Annotated in this window: 17 protein-coding genes; 3 read left to right on the top strand and 14 right to left on the bottom strand. The window is 49.0% G+C overall.

Annotated elements, in window-relative coordinates; all coding sequences use genetic code 11:
- Window positions 1-26: 26 nt before the first annotated feature.
- Together KI350_RS09615 and KI350_RS09610 are read right to left on the bottom strand one after the other, a co-directional pair.
- The gene (locus KI350_RS09615; RefSeq protein WP_026579830.1) at window positions 27-761 is read right to left on the bottom strand and encodes a DUF421 domain-containing protein; all 735 of its coding nucleotides are present in this window, start codon (window positions 759-761) and stop codon (window positions 27-29) included.
- Window positions 762-879: 118 nt separating this feature from the next.
- The gene (locus tag KI350_RS09610) at window positions 880-1,398 is read right to left on the bottom strand and encodes an acyl-CoA thioesterase (protein ID WP_023856769.1); all 519 of its coding nucleotides are present in this window, start codon (window positions 1,396-1,398) and stop codon (window positions 880-882) included.
- Window positions 1,399-1,588: 190 nt separating this feature from the next.
- On the opposite strand from KI350_RS09610, the gene KI350_RS09605 reads away from it, so the two are divergent.
- Entirely contained in the window at window positions 1,589-2,476 is an 888-nt protein-coding gene (locus KI350_RS09605; protein ID WP_003180960.1) for a dimethylarginine dimethylaminohydrolase family protein, read from the top strand.
- Between the two features lie 92 nt (window positions 2,477-2,568).
- On the opposite strand, the gene KI350_RS09600 is transcribed toward KI350_RS09605, so the two are convergent.
- The 10 genes from KI350_RS09600 to proG form a co-directional block, all read right to left on the bottom strand.
- Window positions 2,569-3,582 (bottom strand): ABC transporter ATP-binding protein, encoded by a 1,014-nt coding sequence (locus KI350_RS09600; protein WP_023856767.1) that lies wholly within the window; start codon window positions 3,580-3,582, stop codon window positions 2,569-2,571.
- 19 nt (window positions 3,583-3,601) lie between these two features.
- Complete coding sequence (locus KI350_RS09595) at window positions 3,602-4,489, bottom strand: C40 family peptidase (protein ID WP_003180957.1); 888 nt, start codon at window positions 4,487-4,489, stop codon at window positions 3,602-3,604.
- A 14-nt stretch (window positions 4,490-4,503) separates the two neighbouring features.
- The gene (locus KI350_RS09590; protein ID WP_212930470.1) at window positions 4,504-5,583 is read right to left on the bottom strand and encodes a mandelate racemase/muconate lactonizing enzyme family protein; all 1,080 of its coding nucleotides are present in this window, start codon (window positions 5,581-5,583) and stop codon (window positions 4,504-4,506) included.
- An 18-nt stretch (window positions 5,584-5,601) separates the two neighbouring features.
- Complete coding sequence (locus KI350_RS09585) at window positions 5,602-6,534, bottom strand: S66 peptidase family protein (RefSeq protein WP_223254842.1); 933 nt, start codon at window positions 6,532-6,534, stop codon at window positions 5,602-5,604.
- A gap of 73 nt (window positions 6,535-6,607) precedes the next feature.
- A complete protein-coding gene (locus tag KI350_RS09580) occupies window positions 6,608-8,233 on the bottom strand; it encodes a peptide ABC transporter substrate-binding protein (RefSeq protein ID WP_023856766.1) in 1,626 nt (541 codons plus the stop codon).
- A 31-nt stretch (window positions 8,234-8,264) separates the two neighbouring features.
- The gene (locus tag KI350_RS09575; RefSeq protein WP_146874155.1) at window positions 8,265-9,263 is read right to left on the bottom strand and encodes an ABC transporter ATP-binding protein; all 999 of its coding nucleotides are present in this window, start codon (window positions 9,261-9,263) and stop codon (window positions 8,265-8,267) included.
- Between the two features lie 7 nt (window positions 9,264-9,270).
- Complete coding sequence (locus KI350_RS09570) at window positions 9,271-10,230, bottom strand: ABC transporter permease (protein ID WP_023856764.1); 960 nt, start codon at window positions 10,228-10,230, stop codon at window positions 9,271-9,273.
- 4 nt (window positions 10,231-10,234) lie between these two features.
- On the bottom strand, window positions 10,235-11,161 hold the full coding sequence (locus tag KI350_RS09565; RefSeq protein ID WP_023856763.1) for an ABC transporter permease: 927 nt from the start codon (window positions 11,159-11,161) through the stop codon (window positions 10,235-10,237).
- 15 nt (window positions 11,162-11,176) lie between these two features.
- Window positions 11,177-12,001 (bottom strand): M55 family metallopeptidase, encoded by an 825-nt coding sequence (locus KI350_RS09560; protein WP_023856762.1) that lies wholly within the window; start codon window positions 11,999-12,001, stop codon window positions 11,177-11,179.
- A gap of 218 nt (window positions 12,002-12,219) precedes the next feature.
- Window positions 12,220-13,032, bottom strand: coding sequence for a pyrroline-5-carboxylate reductase ProG (gene proG / locus KI350_RS09555; RefSeq protein ID WP_023856761.1), 813 nt, complete (start codon window positions 13,030-13,032; stop codon window positions 12,220-12,222).
- A gap of 158 nt (window positions 13,033-13,190) precedes the next feature.
- Here proG and KI350_RS09550 point away from each other — a divergent pair, with 158 nt between their 5' ends.
- Window positions 13,191-14,495: a S1C family serine protease gene (locus KI350_RS09550; protein ID WP_031305103.1), complete on the top strand. Its 1,305-nt coding sequence runs from the start codon at window positions 13,191-13,193 to the stop codon at window positions 14,493-14,495.
- Between the two features lie 82 nt (window positions 14,496-14,577).
- On the opposite strand, the gene KI350_RS09545 is transcribed toward KI350_RS09550, so the two are convergent.
- Window positions 14,578-15,531: a ring-cleaving dioxygenase gene (locus KI350_RS09545; protein ID WP_039072680.1), complete on the bottom strand. Its 954-nt coding sequence runs from the start codon at window positions 15,529-15,531 to the stop codon at window positions 14,578-14,580.
- 318 nt (window positions 15,532-15,849) lie between these two features.
- Here KI350_RS09545 and KI350_RS09540 point away from each other — a divergent pair, with 318 nt between their 5' ends.
- A complete protein-coding gene (locus tag KI350_RS09540) occupies window positions 15,850-17,178 on the top strand; it encodes an APC family permease (protein ID WP_023856758.1) in 1,329 nt (442 codons plus the stop codon).
- 36 nt (window positions 17,179-17,214) lie between these two features.
- On the opposite strand, the gene KI350_RS09535 is transcribed toward KI350_RS09540, so the two are convergent.
- Complete coding sequence (locus KI350_RS09535) at window positions 17,215-18,099, bottom strand: carbohydrate ABC transporter permease (protein WP_020451072.1); 885 nt, start codon at window positions 18,097-18,099, stop codon at window positions 17,215-17,217.
- Window positions 18,100-18,111: the final 12 nt, after the last annotated feature.

Below are 18,111 nucleotides of genomic sequence, written 5' to 3'. Positions count from 1 at the left end.
TAAAAAAATCGCCTATTCGGCGAAAATTAATGGTCTTGCCCCGGTTTATAAAGATATGGATCATCAGTTAACGGGCTGCCGGGATCTTCCCTATCAATCATAATCTCATTTTTTTCGTTCAGGGTGCCGAGCGTAATGGTTGGCAGCATCGCTTGCTTAATCCCTTGATCCTCTAATTTTTGAAACAGCCATTCTTTCGTTTTTTTCAAGTATTTTAAATTGTGTTCGATGATTTCGCCGTCTAAAATAAGCGGAATCGGCACGAAATTCCGCTTCGTCTCCAAGCTGAGGTCCCGCGGCTGTACAGGCCTCGCTTCCGATTTGGGAATCACGCTGATCTGGCCCGATTCTTCAATCAGGGCGATGTCGATATCTTTCGGATCGGCATAGCCTTTTTCGCGCAATTTGCCGAGCAGTTCATTGACGGTCAGCCGCTCTCTTTTTAATCCCCCTTCATCAATATTGCCGTTTCGAATCAGCACAGTCGGGCTGACGACAAGAAACCAGCGCCATTTATTGTGTAATGACAGCTTTTCAATCAACAAATAGAAGATCAGAAAGGAAAGGGCATAATAAATGGACATTGAGATTTTAGAAGTAAGAATCGGTTCGCTGATGATCGTTCCGATCGCAAATGTCAGCAAAAGATCGAAGTTCGTCATTTGCGAAACTGCTTTCTTCCCTGCGATTCGAAAAAGAATATAAGCTATAGAGAACACTAAAGCAGGTTTGGCTAAAAAAGTCCATACAAATTCAAGCATTTCACCCAAAACTTCTTTCCGTTTTTTGTCATTTATTTTGAACAAATATTGGGTTGTGTATTCATTGCACAGCAAAACCCCGGCAAACTGATGCTGAGCCGGGGTTTTGTTCGTATGTTTACCAAGGTTTGTCAACAGCCAGCGCCTGAGCCAGTGCTTTGCTGTGTTTGCGATGGTTTTTCCGTTCTTCGGCGCGCTGCCGGGCGGTCTGGTGCAGCATGATTTCTTCTTCAGACTGCGGTACAACTTGGGGAACGGCCTGAGGATTGCCGTCCTGATCAAGCGCCACGAAGGTTAAAAAGGATGTCGCCGCAAGCTTTCGTTCGCCTGTCAGCAAATGCTCTTTAATGACTTTGACGAATACCTCCATTGACGTTCTGCCGACCCATGTCACATAAGATTCAAGGCAGACTGAATCCTCCTGGCGGATCGGTTCGAGAAAATCGACGGAATCCATGGAAGCTGTCACGGTTTCACACCTCGAGTGTCTCGCTGCCGAAATCGAAGCGATATCGTCGATATAGCTCATCAGCTTGCCGCCGAACAAGGTGTTGTGATTGTTCGTATCAAGCGGAAATACCCTGCTTGTTTTGACAACTTTTGATTCTTTGCAGTATCTCTTTTCAGGTCCATTCATCATCCATTACTCCTTTGATGTCTACTAAGATGCGTTTGTAAAGTGGATTTTTTCTATATTAAACACTATTAGAATTCATTTGTCTAAACTTTTTTATCCGGCTGACTGTCAGATTTTCTGGCTAAAAGGTTTATTTCTCGCTGCGGGAAGGGAATAATGAAATGACTAAAGAGAGGACGGGGGAATCAAAATGGACTCAGCATTATCGAAAAAAAACCGCGGGGCGGGCTGTACAAGCGAATACGACGTCTTAAAAAAAGTGGTGTTATGCAGACCGGAATATATGGAGATTGCAGAAGTGATCAATGAAACACAAAAGTATTTTCAAAAAGATAATATCGATAAAACGCTGGCCGTCCGCCAGCATCATACATTGATAAAAGAATTGGAGAGCCGGGGTATTGAAGTCGTGATTCTGCCTGCTTTAAGCCAATTTCCGGAACAGGTTTTCACGCGCGATATCGGGTTTACGATCGGAGACACTGTGTTTTCCGCGCAGCTATCAGCCGACATCCGCCAGGGCGAAGAAAACGTCCTGCAGGAATGGCTGGCAAAAGAACAGATCTCCTGGGCCACATTTAATGAAGGCTATCAAATCGAAGGCGGCGACATCCTCGTCGACCAAAATACCATATATGCCGGTATCAGCCACAGAACGACGTTCTCGGCCGTCCAAGAACTGAAGCGCAGGCTTCCCTCTTATGAAGTCATACCGGTTCCGTTTGAAGAAACGTTCCTTCATCTGGATTGCGTCTTCAACATTCTTTCGCCGACAGAAGCGCTTGTCTATCCAAAAGCCTTAGGAGAAAGAGAATACGACGTCTTGAAAAAACGCTATGAGATGATCGAAATTACGGATGATGAACAGTTCCAACTCGGTACAAACGTTCTGTCCATCGGCAATAAAACCGTGATCAGCCTGCCTGTTAACCGCCACGTGAATCAGGAGCTCAGAAAAAGGGGCTATACGGTCATCGAAATCGACTTATCCGAGATCATAAAATCCGGCGGGTCTTTCAGATGCTGTACATTGCCGATTGAGCGTACTTCTACCGGATGTCACCAAGGCGGCGCCTGATCCTTGTTTCATTTGGCATGAGCGGCTGAGCGATTCTGAAAAGTCGCCGGCAAACTGAGGAGCCCTGTAACAAGGGCTCCTTCTTTCTATATTCACCTCGCCTGCAGCGTCACCTTCAGGCCGTCCTCCTCATTTCTCGCGTCGCTGTCATACAGATGGCAGGCGACAAAATGACCGTCATCGGCTTCTTTTAAGAGCGGTTTTTTGGCGGTGCAAATGTCCGTCGCGGCGGGACATCTCGTTCTGAAAACGCAGCCGCTCGGCGGATCGATCGGACTTGGCAGCTCGCCTTTCAGTATGATTCGTTTCCGCTTATCTTCCACATCCGGATCGGGAATCGGGATAGCCGATAAAAGCGCCTGGGTGTAAGGATGCAGCGGTTCTTGATAAAGCCGGCTGCTGTCGGTGATCTCGACCATGTGCCCGAGATACATGACGCCGATCCGGTCGCTGATGTGCTTCACCATGGAAAGATCGTGGGCGATAAATAAAAACGTGAGCCCTTTTTCCTTTTGCAGCTTTTTCAAAAGGTTGACGACTTGCGCCTGGACGGAGACATCAAGTGCGGATATCGGCTCATCAGCGACGATAAATTCAGGCTCAAGCGCAAGCGCCCTGGCGATGCCGATTCTTTGCCTCTGTCCGCCGCTGAACTCATGGGGATAGCGATTGGCAAAGCTTTTGTGCAGGCCGACTGCTTCCAGAAGCTCGTCCGCTTTTTCAAGACGCGCCTTTTTCCCTCCGTACAGGCCGTGGATTTCCATGGGCTCTGTCATAATCTCCCTGACCGTTAGCCTCGGATTTAGTGAAGCATAGGGGTCTTGAAAAATCATTTGAATTTTGCGGTTGTACTGGAATGATTCATCATCGCTCAAATTGTGGATGTTTTTTCCCCGATATGTAACCTCGCCCTCTGTCGGCTGATAAAGGCGCATTAGCACCCTTCCGGAAGTCGACTTGCCGCAGCCCGATTCTCCGACGAGTCCGAACGTCTCTCCTTCTTTAATATCAAATGAAATGCCGTCGACCGCTTTGACCGTTTTGCCCCTTCCGGCGTCAAAGTGCATTTTGAGACGGCTGACTTTCAATAAAGCGCCGGTTTGCATGCCAATCCCCCCGTTTTAATTAAAAATAGCGCCTGATGGCACACAGCTCTTTTTCATAAATTGTGCCTTTAAGAGGTATGACCTCAATCGATTTTCCCGTTTTTGGAGAGTGCAGCATCTCTCCGTTTCCGCAGTAAATGCCGACATGGTGAACCCGCCCTTTGCCTTCTTCATATGCGAAAAACAGTAGATCGCCCCGCTTCGGGCTGCTGAAGGACACCTCTTTTCCGCTGTTCGCCTGATCGCCGGCATCGCGCGGCGCTGAGCAGCCGTTCGCCTTCAGCATATTGAAGACAAATCCTGAGCAATCGTAGCCAAAACCGCTCATTCCTCCCCAAAGATAGGGCAGGTTCAAAAACGCCTCACCGGTTTGAACGATGTCGTCTCCACTGCCTTTTACAGGTGTTTCGATATCCGCATCTTCTTTTTTCAGCCATCTGCGTCCGAGCGGTGTATCAACCTCAAACCAAATACCGTCCGAAGACAAAACGGGCAGCTTAGTGAGAAAGCTCAGTTCAAGAACTTTCATTTTCTTGTCATCATATAGAAAAGCCGTCGGTTTTTGAATGACGGCGTTTGTCTCAGACTTCGCCGGGCTTTTTTCGGCCAGGCATTCCTTTGGTATCCAGCCCGGGTAGCCACGTTCGTCTTTTGCAGACGGCTGCCCGGGAATGATGACGAAAGCCCAGCCTTCCCGCTCTTTTATAAGCTGCACATCTTCTCCGAAAAGCACCTGTGTTTGAACAAGGTTTGCCGTACACAGCTCAAGACGCTCATCGAAGGACATTGCGTCAAGCCAGCTTCTTACATGTACGGGATTTGCCAGCATCAACCGGTCAATGCGGCGCGGTGCTTCCGGACTGGTCCAGACGTTGGCGACCGAGACGGTTGTCGTATAAAGGCTCATTCGTCTTCCCCCTCTCAATGGTTGACTTTCGTGATACCGAGTCCGGGAGCATCCGGTATCGTGATCGTTCCTCCATGATAGCGGATGCCGCCTTCAACAATATCCTTCTTCAGCATGAGCGGCGCATCAAAATCGAATTTTGTCACATTTTTCTGGCTTGCTGCGAAGTGGACGGCTGCTGTGATGCCGACCCTTGTTTCGATCATGCTTCCGGCCATGCATTCCACTCCGCACGCTTCAGCCATGGCGTTGATTTTCAACGCCTGGCGGATGCCGCCCGCTTTCATCAGTTTAATATTGATGAGATCGGCGCTTCTCGTTTTCAGCACGTGAAAAGCATCCCTTGGGGTAAACACGCTTTCGTCCGCCATAATCGGCGTATCGACGGCATCTGTCACCTGTTTCAAGCCTTCGAGATCGCATCGGTGAACCGGCTGTTCGACAAGCTCGATCGAAAGCCCCTCATCCTCCATTTTCCGAATGGCTTTGACAGCCTGTTTCGCCGTCCAGCCTTGATTGGCGTCCACGCGGATCCGGACAGCGCCCCCCGCTTGTTTGCGGATTTCCCTGATCCGTTCGAGGTCTGTTGCCATATCGTTTTTTCCTACTTTAATTTTGAGCGTACGAAACCCATCTTTTACATAACGGGGCGCGTCTTTCCCCATTTCTTCCGGGTCATTGACGCTGACAGTAAAATCCGTCTCGATCTCCCGCCTGTATCCGCCCAGCAATTGATACAGGGGAAGACCGCAAAGCTGCGCCAAGCAATCGTAGACGGCTGTTTCTACAGCGGCCTTTGCGCTTGTATTTCCAACAATCAGCTTGTCGATGTCATGAAATATCGCCTCCGCCATTCGCAAGTTGCGCCCGGAGAGCGCCGGTGCGAATATCGTGTTGACTGCCCCCTCAATACTGTCAAGCGTCTCACCGGTAATAACGGCAGTCGGAGGCGCTTCGCCCCAGCCTGTCATCCCGTTTTCAGCCGTTAATTTGACAATGATGGCTTCCGCTGTGCGGACAGTTCGAAGCGCTGTTTTAAACGGTTTTTTCAGCGGTACGGCGATACGGTTTGTCGTCATTTCGGCAATCTTCATAGCAGCCTCCTTTTTCCATCAAGAAATTCCCGGATCGATCGTAAGCTGTTTTTTGTCGGCGTCAAGGACGGCTTGCGCCCCCACCGGAACGGCGATATTCGGTGAACAATGGCCGATGTTAAAGCCTGACAGCGCCGGTTTTCCTGCAGCGGCGATATAATCTTGGAAAACTTCTTTTAATGTAAGTGACTCACCGCGTTTTTTCGGGGAGCAGTTATGAAAATCGCACAGCAGGATGCCGACGGCGTCCGATAATTTCCCGGCCATTTTCAATTGATTCAGCATCCGGTCAATTCGGTAAGGCTCTTCATCGACATCCTCGATAAACAAAAGCTTTCCTTTCGTATCAATTTCATAAGGCGTACCGAGCGTCGTCACCAGAAGAGCGAGGTTTCCGCCGACAAGCTCCCCTTTCGCCGCACCGTTTCCGAGCGTTTCCAAAGGCGACAGCTCCTCTGTATAGGTGAGCGTCATTTTTTGAAACAGCTGCCGGAAAGAGCGCCGGGTGAGCGGATGCACGTCTTTATTGCCGATATCCGAACTGAGCATCGGACCGTGAAATGTAATAAGTCCGGTGTTTTGCCTGATCGCTGTATGTAAAAAAGTGATGTCTGAATAGCCCCAAAAAATTTTCGGGCGGCTTTTGATGAGTCGGTAGTCAATGTTCTCGGCAATCCTCGCCGTGCCGTAACCTCCGCAGGCACAGATGACAGCTTTGACCGAACGGTCTTCAAACATGTCGTGCAGATCCTCCAAGCGCTCTTCATCGTTCCCCGCCAAATAGCCGTGTCTTTCAATGGCTGAACGTCCCACTTTGACTTCAAGCCCGAGTTCTTTTAAAAACCGGACGGCGCGGTCAAGCTTTTCGGGGACGGGCGGACTGGCCGGCGCAATCACACCGACTGTATCTCCCTGCATTAATCTTTGAGGCGCAATATTCAACTGAGACATCCCCCTTTATGAAAAGTCCGCCCGCCTCTGTGCGGTGGCGTGCACAAAGAAAGTGGCAGACGGACAAGTTTGATCATGACGTTTTTTCGGCCCATTTCAGTTCAATGTAGCCGACCGGATGACGGACGATGCCTTTCACATTCTCCTTTTCCAAATGGACTTGATTATAGAAGTGGATCGGTATGATCGGCATCCCTTCAAACAGCAGTTCTTCAGCCTGATGCAGCAGCTCTGTGCGTTTTTCTTCATCAGCTTCATTTTTCGCCGCCTTGATCAGTTCGTCATACTCTGAATTGCTCCAGCCGGTTCTGTTCATTGCGTTACCCGTTTGAAAGCTTTCCAGGAAGTTGATCGGATCCGCATAATCAGCCAGAAAAGAGCTTTGGGAAAATTGAAATTTGAGCGCCTTCTGTTCTTCAAGGAATGTATTCCATTCCATATTGGCGAGCTTCACATCGACGCCGAGCGTACTTTTCAGCTTCTGCTGAATCGCTTCCGCCATTTTTTTATGCTCCGGTTTTGTGCTGTATGTCAGCGTAACGGCGGGCAGCTTTTCGTAGTTTTCTTCCTTCATGCCTTTTTCGAGCAGCTGTTTCGCTTCATCGGCGTCATATTTGAGCAAATCGCCGCCTTCCTCGCGAAAATCCTTGCCGTTCGGCCCTTTGATTCCCGAAGACACAAACCCGCGGGCCGGTTTTTCACCATTTTTTGTGACATAATCGACGATTTCCTGCTGATCGACGGCCATCGCAAACGCTTTTCTGATCTTTTCATTCTGGAACGGTTCTTTATTGACATTGAATCTGTAATAGTAAAGACCTGCCTGATCGAACACCTTCACCTCGTCAGAACCTATCAGCTTCTCGCTCATTTCAGCCGGGACATAAGCCGTATCGAGCTCATTCGACTCGAACATTTGGTAGTCGGTATTTCTGTCATCGACCATCGCCCATGTCACTTTATCAAGCTTCACAGTATCCCGGTCCCAATACGTATCGCTCTTTACCATCGTAAAGCTTTCATCATGCTTCCATTCTGTCAGTTTAAACGGACCGTTGCCGACAAATGTAGCAGCTTCTTCATGCCATTTCGGATTTTTTTCGGCGATTTTCTGAGGAACCGGGAAAAAAGCCGGATTGGCTACAATGCTTAAAAACGACTGCTGCGGACTTTCGAGTGTCACCTTAAGCGTTTTTTCATCCTCCGCTTTGACTTTGACATCATCCTTCGCCCCTTTTCCGCTGTTAAAGGCCTCGCCGCCTTCGATAAAGTAGCCTAAAAACGCGGCGGAAGAGCCCGTTTTCGGATCGAGCAGACGCTTCCACGCATATTCAAAATCCCCAGCGGTTAAAGGGTCTCCGTTCGACCATTTGGCATCATCACGGATTGTAAAAGTATATGTCTTCCCATCGTCGGAAATGTTCCACTTTTCGGCGGACGCCGCTTCCGGTTCATGGTCTGCGCCAAGCCTAGTCAAACCTTCCATCAGATTGTTCAGCGCCTGCCATGAGACATTATTAAAGCCGATCGGCGGATCGAAAGATGTCGGTTCATTTTCATTGTTCAGCCTCAGGACTTGTTCTCCAGCCGTTTCTTTCGCTTTCTTCTTCGTTTCCTGCCCAGCCTGTTCATTTGCCGTACATCCGAACAGCAGAATGACCGCAACTGCGGCAGCCAATACGCTCGCTAGCCTTTTCATCAAATCCCCCCATTGAAAATCGATTTCATGATTATGTTGTCAGCAGAGCCCGTTTCGCCCTTTCATCCTGAAGCCAGCAGCACACACGATGCCCCGCCGAGACTTCTGCAACGGCAGGATAAACCTTGCCGCATACTTCCATTGCATGGGAACAGCGCGCCGTAAACGGACACCCTTCAGGCGGAGAAAACAAATCTGGCGGCGTCCCGTCAATCGGAACGAGGTCTCCACCTTCAAGGTCAAGCCTCGGAACGGAATGCAGCAAGCCTTTTGTATACGGATGCTGCGGACGGTAAAAAATATCCCTCCTCGCTCCCGTTTCCGCTATTTTCCCGGCGTACATCACGGCGATTCTGTCCGCCGTCTGTGCGACTACGCCTAAATCATGGGTGATTAAAATGATGGATACACCGGTTTTCCGCTGAATGTCTTTAAACAGCTCAAGAATTTGCGCCTGAATGGTAACATCGAGCGCGGTCGTCGGTTCATCCGCAATCAGAATCTCCGGTTCACAGATGAGCGCCATGGCGATCACGATCCGCTGCCTCATCCCGCCGCTGAATTGATGCGGATACTGCCTCAAACGCTCTTTCGGATTCGGAATCCCGACGAGCTCAAGCATCGAAATGACCGCTTTTCGAGCGTCTGTTTTAGACACGGGCCGATGTTCCAAAAGCGCTTCTGTCAACTGGTCTCCGACGGTCAAGGTCGGATTCAGGGCTGTCATCGGATCCTGGAAGATCATTGAGATTTCGGCCCCTCTGATCTTTCTCATCTCTTTTTCGGACAGATGGCGCAAGTCTTTTCCCTTAAAGCGGACCGCACCGTCTGTGATCGTTGCCGAAAACTTCGGCAAAAGCTGCATGATGCTTTGCGATGTCACGCTTTTTCCGCATCCCGACTCACCGACAATCGCAAACGTCTCCCCCTCATATAACTCAAAGCTCACGCCGCGGACGGCTTTGACCGTGCCGCCGTATGTCGTAAATGAAACATGCAGATTCTCGACTTCCAATACTTTTTTCCGCAAAAATACATTACCTCCTCAGCTTCGGATCTAACGCATCCTGCAGTCCGTCTCCAACGACATTAAAAGCGAACATTGTTAATGAAATAAAGAAAGCAGGAAAAAACAGCCGCCACCAGTGTCCCGATAAGATCACCGGAAGGCCGTCGTTCGCCATGACACCCCAGCTCGCAAACGGGGCTTGAATGCCCAAACCGAGGAAACTGAGAAACGCTTCGGCAAAAATGGCCGACGGCACCGTCAAGGTCATCTGGACGATGATCGCTCCCATCATGTTCGGAAGGAGATTCCGCCTGATGATCCTTACCGTTTTCGCTCCGAAGGTTTTGGATGCGAGAACATGCTCATCATGCTTCACCTTCAAAACCTGACCCCTGACGATCCGCGCCATGCCGACCCAGCCGGTGACAGTCAGCGCAACGATGATCGTCCCGAGTCCAGGCCCCATCATGACCATGAGAAGAATGACGACCAATAAATAAGGCAGTCCATGCAGCACTTCGATGACCCGCATCATGACATGGTCTGTTTTGCCGCCCTTATAGCCGGAGATACCGCCATAGATGACGCCGATTGCAAAATCGATTAAAGCCGCCATCACGCCGACAAACAGTGAAATCCTCGCTCCATACCACGTTCTTGTAAACACATCGCGGCCGAGCTCATCGGTTCCGAACCAATGCTCCATCGACGGAGGCAGGTTTTGCTCGGAAAGCGTCTGCTGGGTGACGCTGTGCGGAGAAAGAACCGGTCCGAGTACAGCCATGATGAACAGGAAGATTAACACGCCCAATCCCGCCATCGCCAGCTTGTTTTTTCTTAAAATCCGCCAGGCGTTCTGCCAGTATGACAGGCTCGGCCTTGCAACGGATTCACGCTCATCCTGCTTTTGTTTCAGCGGGGCAAACCATTCAACAGGGATATCACTGGCTGAAGACGCTTCGTTTTCTGTGCGGACTGGAAGGCTCATATGCTCACCCTTTCTTATGCAGTTTAATACGCGGATCCAGGATTCCGTAGGCCATGTCGACAAGAAACAACATGATGATGAGGATGATGCTGTAAAAAACGGTGGTGCCCATAATCACGGGGTAATCGCGGGAGTTGATGCTTTCAACAAAATATTTTCCCATGCCCGGAATCGCAAAGATTTTTTCGATGACGAAGCTGCCCGTTAAAATCGAAGCGGTAAGCGTCCCGAGAATCGTTACGACTGGCATAAGGGCGTTTTTCAGGGCGTGCTTCATAACAATTTTAAAAGGGGAAAGCCCTTTAGCCCGGGCCGTTCGGATATAATCCTGTGTCAGCACTTCAATCATGCTGGAACGGGTCAGCCTGGCGATAATCGCCAGCGGCCCCATTGCCAAAGCTGCAGTCGGAAGCACCATATGAAGCGGGCTCGTCCATGTCGATGGAGGGAATATGTTCCAATTGACGGCGAATTGCTGTATCAGCAAAGTCGCCATAATAAAGTTGGGAACCGAAATGCCGAGAACGGCAATGGTCATTGCTATATAGTCGATGACGCCGTTTTGCCGCAGCGCGGCAAAGATTCCGAGTACGATCCCGGAAATGACCGCCATAATCAGCGCCGTCATCCCCAGCTCAAATGAAACAGGGAACCCTCTTGACAGCAAATCGTTCACGCTTTGTGAAGGCTGCTTGATCGATGGCCCGAAATCAAAGGTAACGATCGACTTGACATAATACAAATATTGAACAAAGAGAGGCTCATCAAGCTGATAGTAAGCCTCAAGGTTGCGCTGAACCGCTTCATTCGTGTTTCTTTCTTCATTGAAGGGAGAGCCCGGAATCACTTTCATCATCACAAAGGTCAATGTCGTGATCACCAAAATGGTCGCCAGCATCGACAGAAGCCGCTTCATGATGTAACCCGCCATTTTCATCCCACCTTCCTAGGAGAATGTTGTTCTCATCGCAAGCTCGGTCATGACAAGCATCGCTTGATAGGCTTCAAGAATGTCTTTCGCTTGATAGCGGACAGTCGTCGTTTGCGGTTCGATTTCAGCACCCGGCATCAGACTCGCCCACTCGGCTTGCCCGTAATTGGCAAACTCAATCCGCAGCACCGGCCTGTCCGGAGGCGTGAGCGGCTTGACTTGATCGCGGTTTTGAATCGCATATGCCGTCCGCTCTCTTAATAGCTGCCCCGCTTTCTCCGGCGTCAGGCATTTGACCGCCGAACGGGATATCGTTTCCTTGACGGCCGCTGTCGTTACGTTCGGAATCAGTTCCTCCGCCTCAGCTGCCGCCTCGCTGTCACCGGCAACCATGATAACCGGGACGCCGTAATAACCGGCAACATAAGCGTTGAACCCCAGCTCGCCCACCGCCTGATCGTTTATGTAAAAATGTCTGACGCCGAAAATCATGCTGTGAGACATCACGCCTCTCATCGATGCTCTCGCATGGTAGCCGACGAACACGGCACCATCGCATGTATCGTCAAGTCCCTGGACCATCGAAAACGGTTTGACATCTCCCGAAATGAGCAGCGCTTCAGGATGGAGCCGCTCAATTAACAGATTGTTCATTTTAGAGTGGCTGTCATTGACAAGCACCTCTCTGCATCCGCTTTTGAACGCTTCGTCAATCACATGATTGGCCTCGTCCGTCATGATCTTCCGGCCTCTCTCATAGTTCAGCTTGCTTGAATCGACGAACGTATCATCCGGAAGTCCGGAAATCCCCTCCATATCAACAGACATATACAGCTTCACAAAAAACCACCCCTTATGAAAAACGTCTCAAATTTTTTATTATTTTGGGAATATTCTAACAAATTATATTAGAATTTTAATAGAAATGCAATAACCATTGGTAATTTTAGAAATTTAATATAAAATTGGAATTTTGATGAATGTTGTCGAATGCAAATAAAAAAGCTGCCTGATCAGGCAGCTTTGGGATGTCCGGATATGTCGATAAATGCCGCAGCTCACTGCCGGCGGACAGCGTCTTTAATGTCTTCATACTTCTTCATCGTTCTGGCAAACAGCTCGTCAAAGACTTCCGGCATGGCATTTTGAATGACCTTCGCCCCTTCTCCGGTTATGCCGCCTTTTGTCGCCACCCGATCAAGTGTTTGTGTAAACGTCATGTCTTTTTCCATTAACAGCTTGCCCGTTCCCAGCAATGAATGAATCAGAAATTGAAACGCGTCTTCTTTCGTAAGACTGCTGTTTCTGACGGCAGCTTGAGCAAATTCTTCAAAGATCGAAGCGATGAACCCTGGTGAAGAGCTTGTTAAATTACTCGCAGCGTCAATATCTCTCTCATGTATCTGTTTGACTGTGCTGAAAACGGAAAGATATTCTTCCAGCCGGCTTTTGTCCGCCTCAGCAACCCGCTCGCCGTGGACAACAAGCGAAACACCGATCCCGGCTTCAGATGTGAGGGTCGGAATGTATCTCGTCACCTGTCCGCTTGTCCAGTCGTGAAGTCGGTCAAGCTCGACCCCCGCGGCAATCGAAACAATGTGGACATCCTCCTGAAGAAACGGCTGTATGTTCTCAAGCGTTTCCTTGACCGCCATCGGCGGTACACAGATGAAGATCAGGCCGCACTGTTTGGCGAGCTCTTCGGCTGATTGACAGGCGACATTCGGGTAAAGTTTTCTCAGCTCCCCTGTTTTCCCATCATTCCTTGAGCTGACGACCACCATGTCATCGCTGATTTTCTCCTGATCAAGCAGTTTCACCGCAATCATCTGCGCCATGCTTCCGTATCCGATAAATCCAATCTTTTTCAACGTTTAGAACACCTCTGACATGTCATATTATAAATAGCACCCTATTTATTCTATCCTTTTTCTTTGACAATTTCCCACAATGTTTTCATGTTTATCCCACAGTCTTTGATTATGATTGAGGCATCAAAGGATATGATAACAATAGGAGCGTGAAAATGATGGAATATAATAGAGAAGATCAGCTTGAAACGAAAAACGAACTCATCGTCTCCGATCAAAAGCCCGACCAGGCGATAAAAAAAGCAGAACAGCAAAAGCGGAGACTCTCATGGATGACGCCAATCCTCAGCGGCATCATCGGGGGAAGCCTCGTTCTCGGTGTCACGACATACCAGCATAGCAAAGACGAAACGGCCAATACATCTGTCCAAACACAAACTAATGAGACTGCGAACTCATCGGCTTCTTCCAATAAAGCGAATACCGAAAAATTGTCCAGCACGAATTCGTCTGACATTTCAACAATGGTGGAAAATGTATCTCCCGCCATCGTCGGTATTTCAAACTATCAAAAACAAACGGAGAGCGGTATGTTTGGGTTTGAAAGCAACAGCAACAACAGCAGTTCAAGCGAACAAGAAACAGGCACAGGCTCAGGTGTCATTTATAAAAAAGCAAACGGCAAAGCATACATTATTACAAATAACCACGTTGTCGAAGGCGCATCTAAATTGACGGTTTCCCTGTCAAACGGCAAAGAAGTGGAAGGAAAATTGCTGGGCAGCGATTCCTTGACAGACCTTGCCGTTGTTGAAATTTCCGCTGAACACGTCGAAAAAGTCGCATCTTTCGGCGATTCTTCAAGCTTGAAAGCGGGTGAATCGGTCATTGCAATCGGAAATCCGCTCGGCAAAGATCTGTCCCGCACGGTGACGCAAGGCATCATCAGCGGTGTTGATCGGACCGTTTCCGTTGATACGTCCGCAGGCCAAACCGAGATGAACGTCATTCAAACAGACGCGGCCATCAATCCCGGCAACAGCGGAGGCGCCCTTTTGAATACAAAGGGCGAAGTGATCGGCATCAACAGTATGAAAATCAGTGAAAGCGGAGTGGAAGGCATCGGATTTGCGATTCCAAGCAATGATGTCAAACCGATTGCAGAAGAGCTGATGTCTAAAGGAAAAATTGAGCGTCCGTTTATCGGAATCGGCATGATGGATCTTGAGCAGGTGCCGGAAAACTATCAAACAGGCACCCTCGGATTAAGCGGCAGCCAGTTAAACAAAGGCGTCTACATCCGCCAGGTCGCTTCAGGCTCCCCTGCTGATAAAGCGGGCCTTAAAGAGAACGATGTCATCGTCAGCTTTAACGGAAAAGAAACCGATACGGGAAGCGCGCTGCGCAACCTTCTTTACAACGATGCAAAAATCGGGGATACGGTAAAGGTTACCCTCATTCGAAATGGCAAAACAATGACAAAACAAATGACGCTTGACCAAAAAGAATCCGCATCATCTTAACAGCATGCCCCCCTTTTAGGCTGTCGGCTGCGCCGGATGCCTTTTATATAAAAAAACGAGGTCCTTTTCAGGACCTCGTTTTCTATTGAATCGGTTTCAGCCGCGCTTCAATCTCTTTCCGCCGATGCTCGAGATACGGCGGAAGGGCAAGGCTTTGGCCGAGCTCATCGATCGATTCATCAACGGCAAAGCCAGGCCCGTCAGTCGACAGTTCAAAAAGTATGCCGTTCGGTTCTCTGAAATACAGCGCCTTAAAATAATAGCGCTCCACAATCCCTGAATTCGAAAAGCCGTTCTCACTGATTATCTCATGCCACCGCTTAAGTTCTTCTTCATCTTTGACGCGGAAAGCGACATGATGGACGCTTCCTCTCCCGGGACGCTCTCTTCTGCCGTCATCTGACTCTTTCACATGCACCTCCGCGCCTGCTCCTCCTTCACCCGATTCAAAAATGTGAAGCGTACGGCCGGTTTCCTCAGCCTGTTCCTCACCGATTTTATGAAAGCCGAGAATATCGGTCAGCACCGCAGCTGTCGGACCGGCGTCCTTGACAGTCAATTCGACCGGGCCGAGCCCCCTGATCGCGACCTCCTCAGGAATGACGCCGTTTTTCACAGGCACTCCATGATCTTTTCCCTTTTCATCAGCCACAAGCATCATGTTCTGTCCTTCATGGTCTAAAAAGCGGAGAACACTCCGCCCCGCACGCGTCTCGATGCCGTAAGTCTCTGCGCCGAGCTCATAAAGCCGCTTCTTCCAAAATTCGAGTGCTTGTTCACCGGGAACCCGAAGTGATACGGACGAAATGCAGTTCGTCCCTTCCCGCCTCCGGGCAAGCATCGGAATCTCGAAAAATGTCAAATCTGAACCAGGCGACGCGACTTCATCACCGTAAAACAAATGATACATCGTCGGCTCATCCTGATTGACTGATTTTTTTATCAGTTTCATGCCAAGCCCTTTGACATAGAAATCCAGATTATGTTGAGCGTTGGCAGTTAAAGCAGATACGTGGTGGATGCCATTTACGTTCATTCTATCATCTCCTCATTAAATATCTCGAATTCGAGATTTCTTCTTTCTCAAAAATAGGCGATTTGATTTGAAAAGTCAACCAAACCGTTTTACAGGACCTTCTTTCCTGTCTGCTCCTAAAAACTAACAATAACTCCGAAATGACTTAAAAAGGTTCGGTTATTCCTGCCCCCTTCGGGTTTTACGACCTTAAAATGTTTAACATACACAAAAAATGCGAAAATCTGAAAATTTATTTAATTTTTCTTTTTTAAAAAAGGTATTACAATATAAAAATAGTTTTCTATAAAAGAGATTACATCAATGGGAGGCATCGCAATGAATGCAGAAGCAAACGGACTAAAAAAAGAGATAGGCTTGTTATTTGCGCTATCTCTTGTGATTGGAACGATCATCGGTTCCGGCGTGTTTATGAAGCCCGGCAGCGTGCTTTCCTATTCCGGAAACGCACAAATTGCTCTTTTCGCCTGGCTCCTTGGCGGAATTTTGACGCTAGCAGGCGGGCTGACAATCGCCGAACTGGGCGCTCAAATTCCGAAAACGGGCGGGCTTTACACATATCTTGAAGAAATTTACGGCGAGTTCTGGGGGTTCTTATGCGGCTGGGTGCAGATTATCATCTACGGACCGGCCATCATCGGCGCACTCGGATTATATTTCGGCTCGCTAGTGGCCAACTTGTTTTCCTGGGATAAATCATGGACTGCACTCATCGGCATTATCACCGTCGCCTTTTTATGCATCGTCAACATCGTCGGAACAAAATACGGCGGAGCGGTACAGACGGTCACAACGATCGGAAAGCTGATTCCCATTGTATGTATCATTGTGTTCGGTCTATGGCAGGGCAATGAACATATTTTCAGTACAGTTACGGAGAGCATCGCCAGCCAAAACTTCGGAGCGGCGGTATTGGCGACGCTCTTCGCGTATGACGGCTGGATCCTTCTTGCGGCACTCGGCGGAGAAATGAAGAACCCGGAAAAAGTGCTCCCGAAAGCGATGACAGGCGGGATACTGATCGTCACAGCCTGCTACCTGTTCATTAACTTGGCGCTGCTTCACATTCTTCCTGCCGATCAGATTGTCAAGCTTGGCGAAAATGCGACAAGCACAGCCGCTACAATGCTGTTCGGACCGATCGGCGGCAAGCTGATCTCCATCGGAATTATCGTCAGCATCTTCGGCTGCTTAAACGGAAAAGTTCTGTCTTTTCCGCGCGTGATCTTTGCGATGGCTGAGAAAAAACAGCTTCCGTTCTCCCGCTGGATCTCGCATGTTCATCCGGCATTCCATACGCCTTGGATCGCGGTCATCGTCCAGATGATGTTCGCTGTCATCTTAATGATCATCAGCAATCCGGAAAAGCTGTCAGAGGTTTCGATTTTTATGATTTACATCTTCTATGTCATGGCGTTTTTCGCGGTGTTTATTTTGCGGAGACGGAAGAACGGCCAAGGGAGAGCTTACAGCGTGCCGCTCTACCCTTACCTGCCTGTTGCGGCTATTCTCGGGTCATTGTTTGTTCTTGTCAGCACGCTTATCACTGACTTTTACAGCTGCCTGTGGTCAATTTTGATCGGCCTCGTCGGTCTCCCGGTTTATTTTTGGATGAAAAAAAGAAATAAAAACGGCTCAGCCGCCTGAGCCGTAAGCCGCCGGCTCATGAGCCAGGCGGTTTTTTTATCCCTTCACAGACCCGATCAGAATGCCTTTGGCAAAATGCTTCTGCAAAAACGGGTACACGGCTAAAATCGGCAGCGTCGCAATGACGATAACGGCCAGTTTAATCGATTGTTCAGGCGGCACCGTTTCCATCATATCATTCGTCGTCCCTGTCAGATCCGAAAGAATCGTCACTTGGCGCAGCACCATTTGCAGCGGCCATTTCGCGCTGTCATTGATGTACAGCAAAGCATGGAAAAAGTCGTTCCAAATCCCGACCGCATAAAACAGCGCAAAAGTTGCAATAATCGGCTTTGACAGCGGCAGCGCGATCCTTAAGAACACGCCGATTTCTGAACAGCCGTCAATCTTTGCCGACTCCTCAAGTTCTTTCGGAAGCTGCTGAAAAAAGTTTTTAATAATAATAAGATTGAACGGATTAATCGCCATCGGCAATATTAGCGCCCAGTACGAATCGAGCAGTCCCAGTGATTTGACGACAATATACGTCGGAATCATTCCCCCGCTGAAAAGCATCGCAAAAATAACGAGATTCAAAAGCAGGTTTCTTCCCTTAATGTGCCGTTTCGCAAGAGGATAGGCCATCGTAAATGTAAAAAAGAGCTGGACAATCGTTCCCACAACCGTAATGAACACAGACACCCCCATGCTCCTGATAAATGTCGGCGTTGAAAAAATATAGCGGTACGCGTCAAGCGAGAATGTCTCAGGAAAGATAAAGAAGCTCTTTTCCGCCAGCTCGGCCTCCGTTGCAAAAGATCCCGCGATAATATACAGAAAAGGCAAGACGGTTATCAGCCCGCAGCAGCCGAGAAAGAGTACATTAAACCAATCGAATACCCGCCCCGCTTTTGTGTTATGGATCGTTTCCGCACCGGACATCCTTTTCACCTC

This window comes from Bacillus sp. J41TS8 (assembly GCF_018333035.1).
Classification (GTDB): domain Bacteria; phylum Bacillota; class Bacilli; order Bacillales; family Bacillaceae; genus Bacillus; species Bacillus paralicheniformis.
This window is presented reverse-complemented; position numbering and strand designations above follow the sequence as displayed.

Coding starts and splice junctions, on each gene's coding strand:
- KI350_RS09615 (WP_026579830.1), bottom strand. CDS start 761: ATGCTTGAATTTGTATGGACTTTTTTAGCCAAACCTGCTTTAGTGTTC.
- KI350_RS09610 (WP_023856769.1), bottom strand. CDS start 1,398: ATGAATGGACCTGAAAAGAGATACTGCAAAGAATCAAAAGTTGTCAAA.
- KI350_RS09605 (WP_003180960.1), top strand. CDS start 1,589: ATGGACTCAGCATTATCGAAAAAAAACCGCGGGGCGGGCTGTACAAGC.
- KI350_RS09600 (WP_023856767.1), bottom strand. CDS start 3,582: ATGCAAACCGGCGCTTTATTGAAAGTCAGCCGTCTCAAAATGCACTTT.
- KI350_RS09595 (WP_003180957.1), bottom strand. CDS start 4,489: ATGAGCCTTTATACGACAACCGTCTCGGTCGCCAACGTCTGGACCAGT.
- KI350_RS09590 (WP_212930470.1), bottom strand. CDS start 5,583: ATGAAGATTGCCGAAATGACGACAAACCGTATCGCCGTACCGCTGAAA.
- KI350_RS09585 (WP_223254842.1), bottom strand. CDS start 6,534: ATGTCTCAGTTGAATATTGCGCCTCAAAGATTAATGCAGGGAGATACA.
- KI350_RS09580 (WP_023856766.1), bottom strand. CDS start 8,233: ATGAAAAGGCTAGCGAGCGTATTGGCTGCCGCAGTTGCGGTCATTCTG.
- KI350_RS09570 (WP_023856764.1), bottom strand. CDS start 10,230: ATGAGCCTTCCAGTCCGCACAGAAAACGAAGCGTCTTCAGCCAGTGAT.
- KI350_RS09565 (WP_023856763.1), bottom strand. CDS start 11,161: ATGGCGGGTTACATCATGAAGCGGCTTCTGTCGATGCTGGCGACCATT.
- KI350_RS09550 (WP_031305103.1), top strand. CDS start 13,191: ATGGAATATAATAGAGAAGATCAGCTTGAAACGAAAAACGAACTCATC.
- KI350_RS09545 (WP_039072680.1), bottom strand. CDS start 15,531: ATGAACGTAAATGGCATCCACCACGTATCTGCTTTAACTGCCAACGCT.
- KI350_RS09540 (WP_023856758.1), top strand. CDS start 15,850: ATGAATGCAGAAGCAAACGGACTAAAAAAAGAGATAGGCTTGTTATTT.
- KI350_RS09535 (WP_020451072.1), bottom strand. CDS start 18,099: ATGTCCGGTGCGGAAACGATCCATAACACAAAAGCGGGGCGGGTATTC.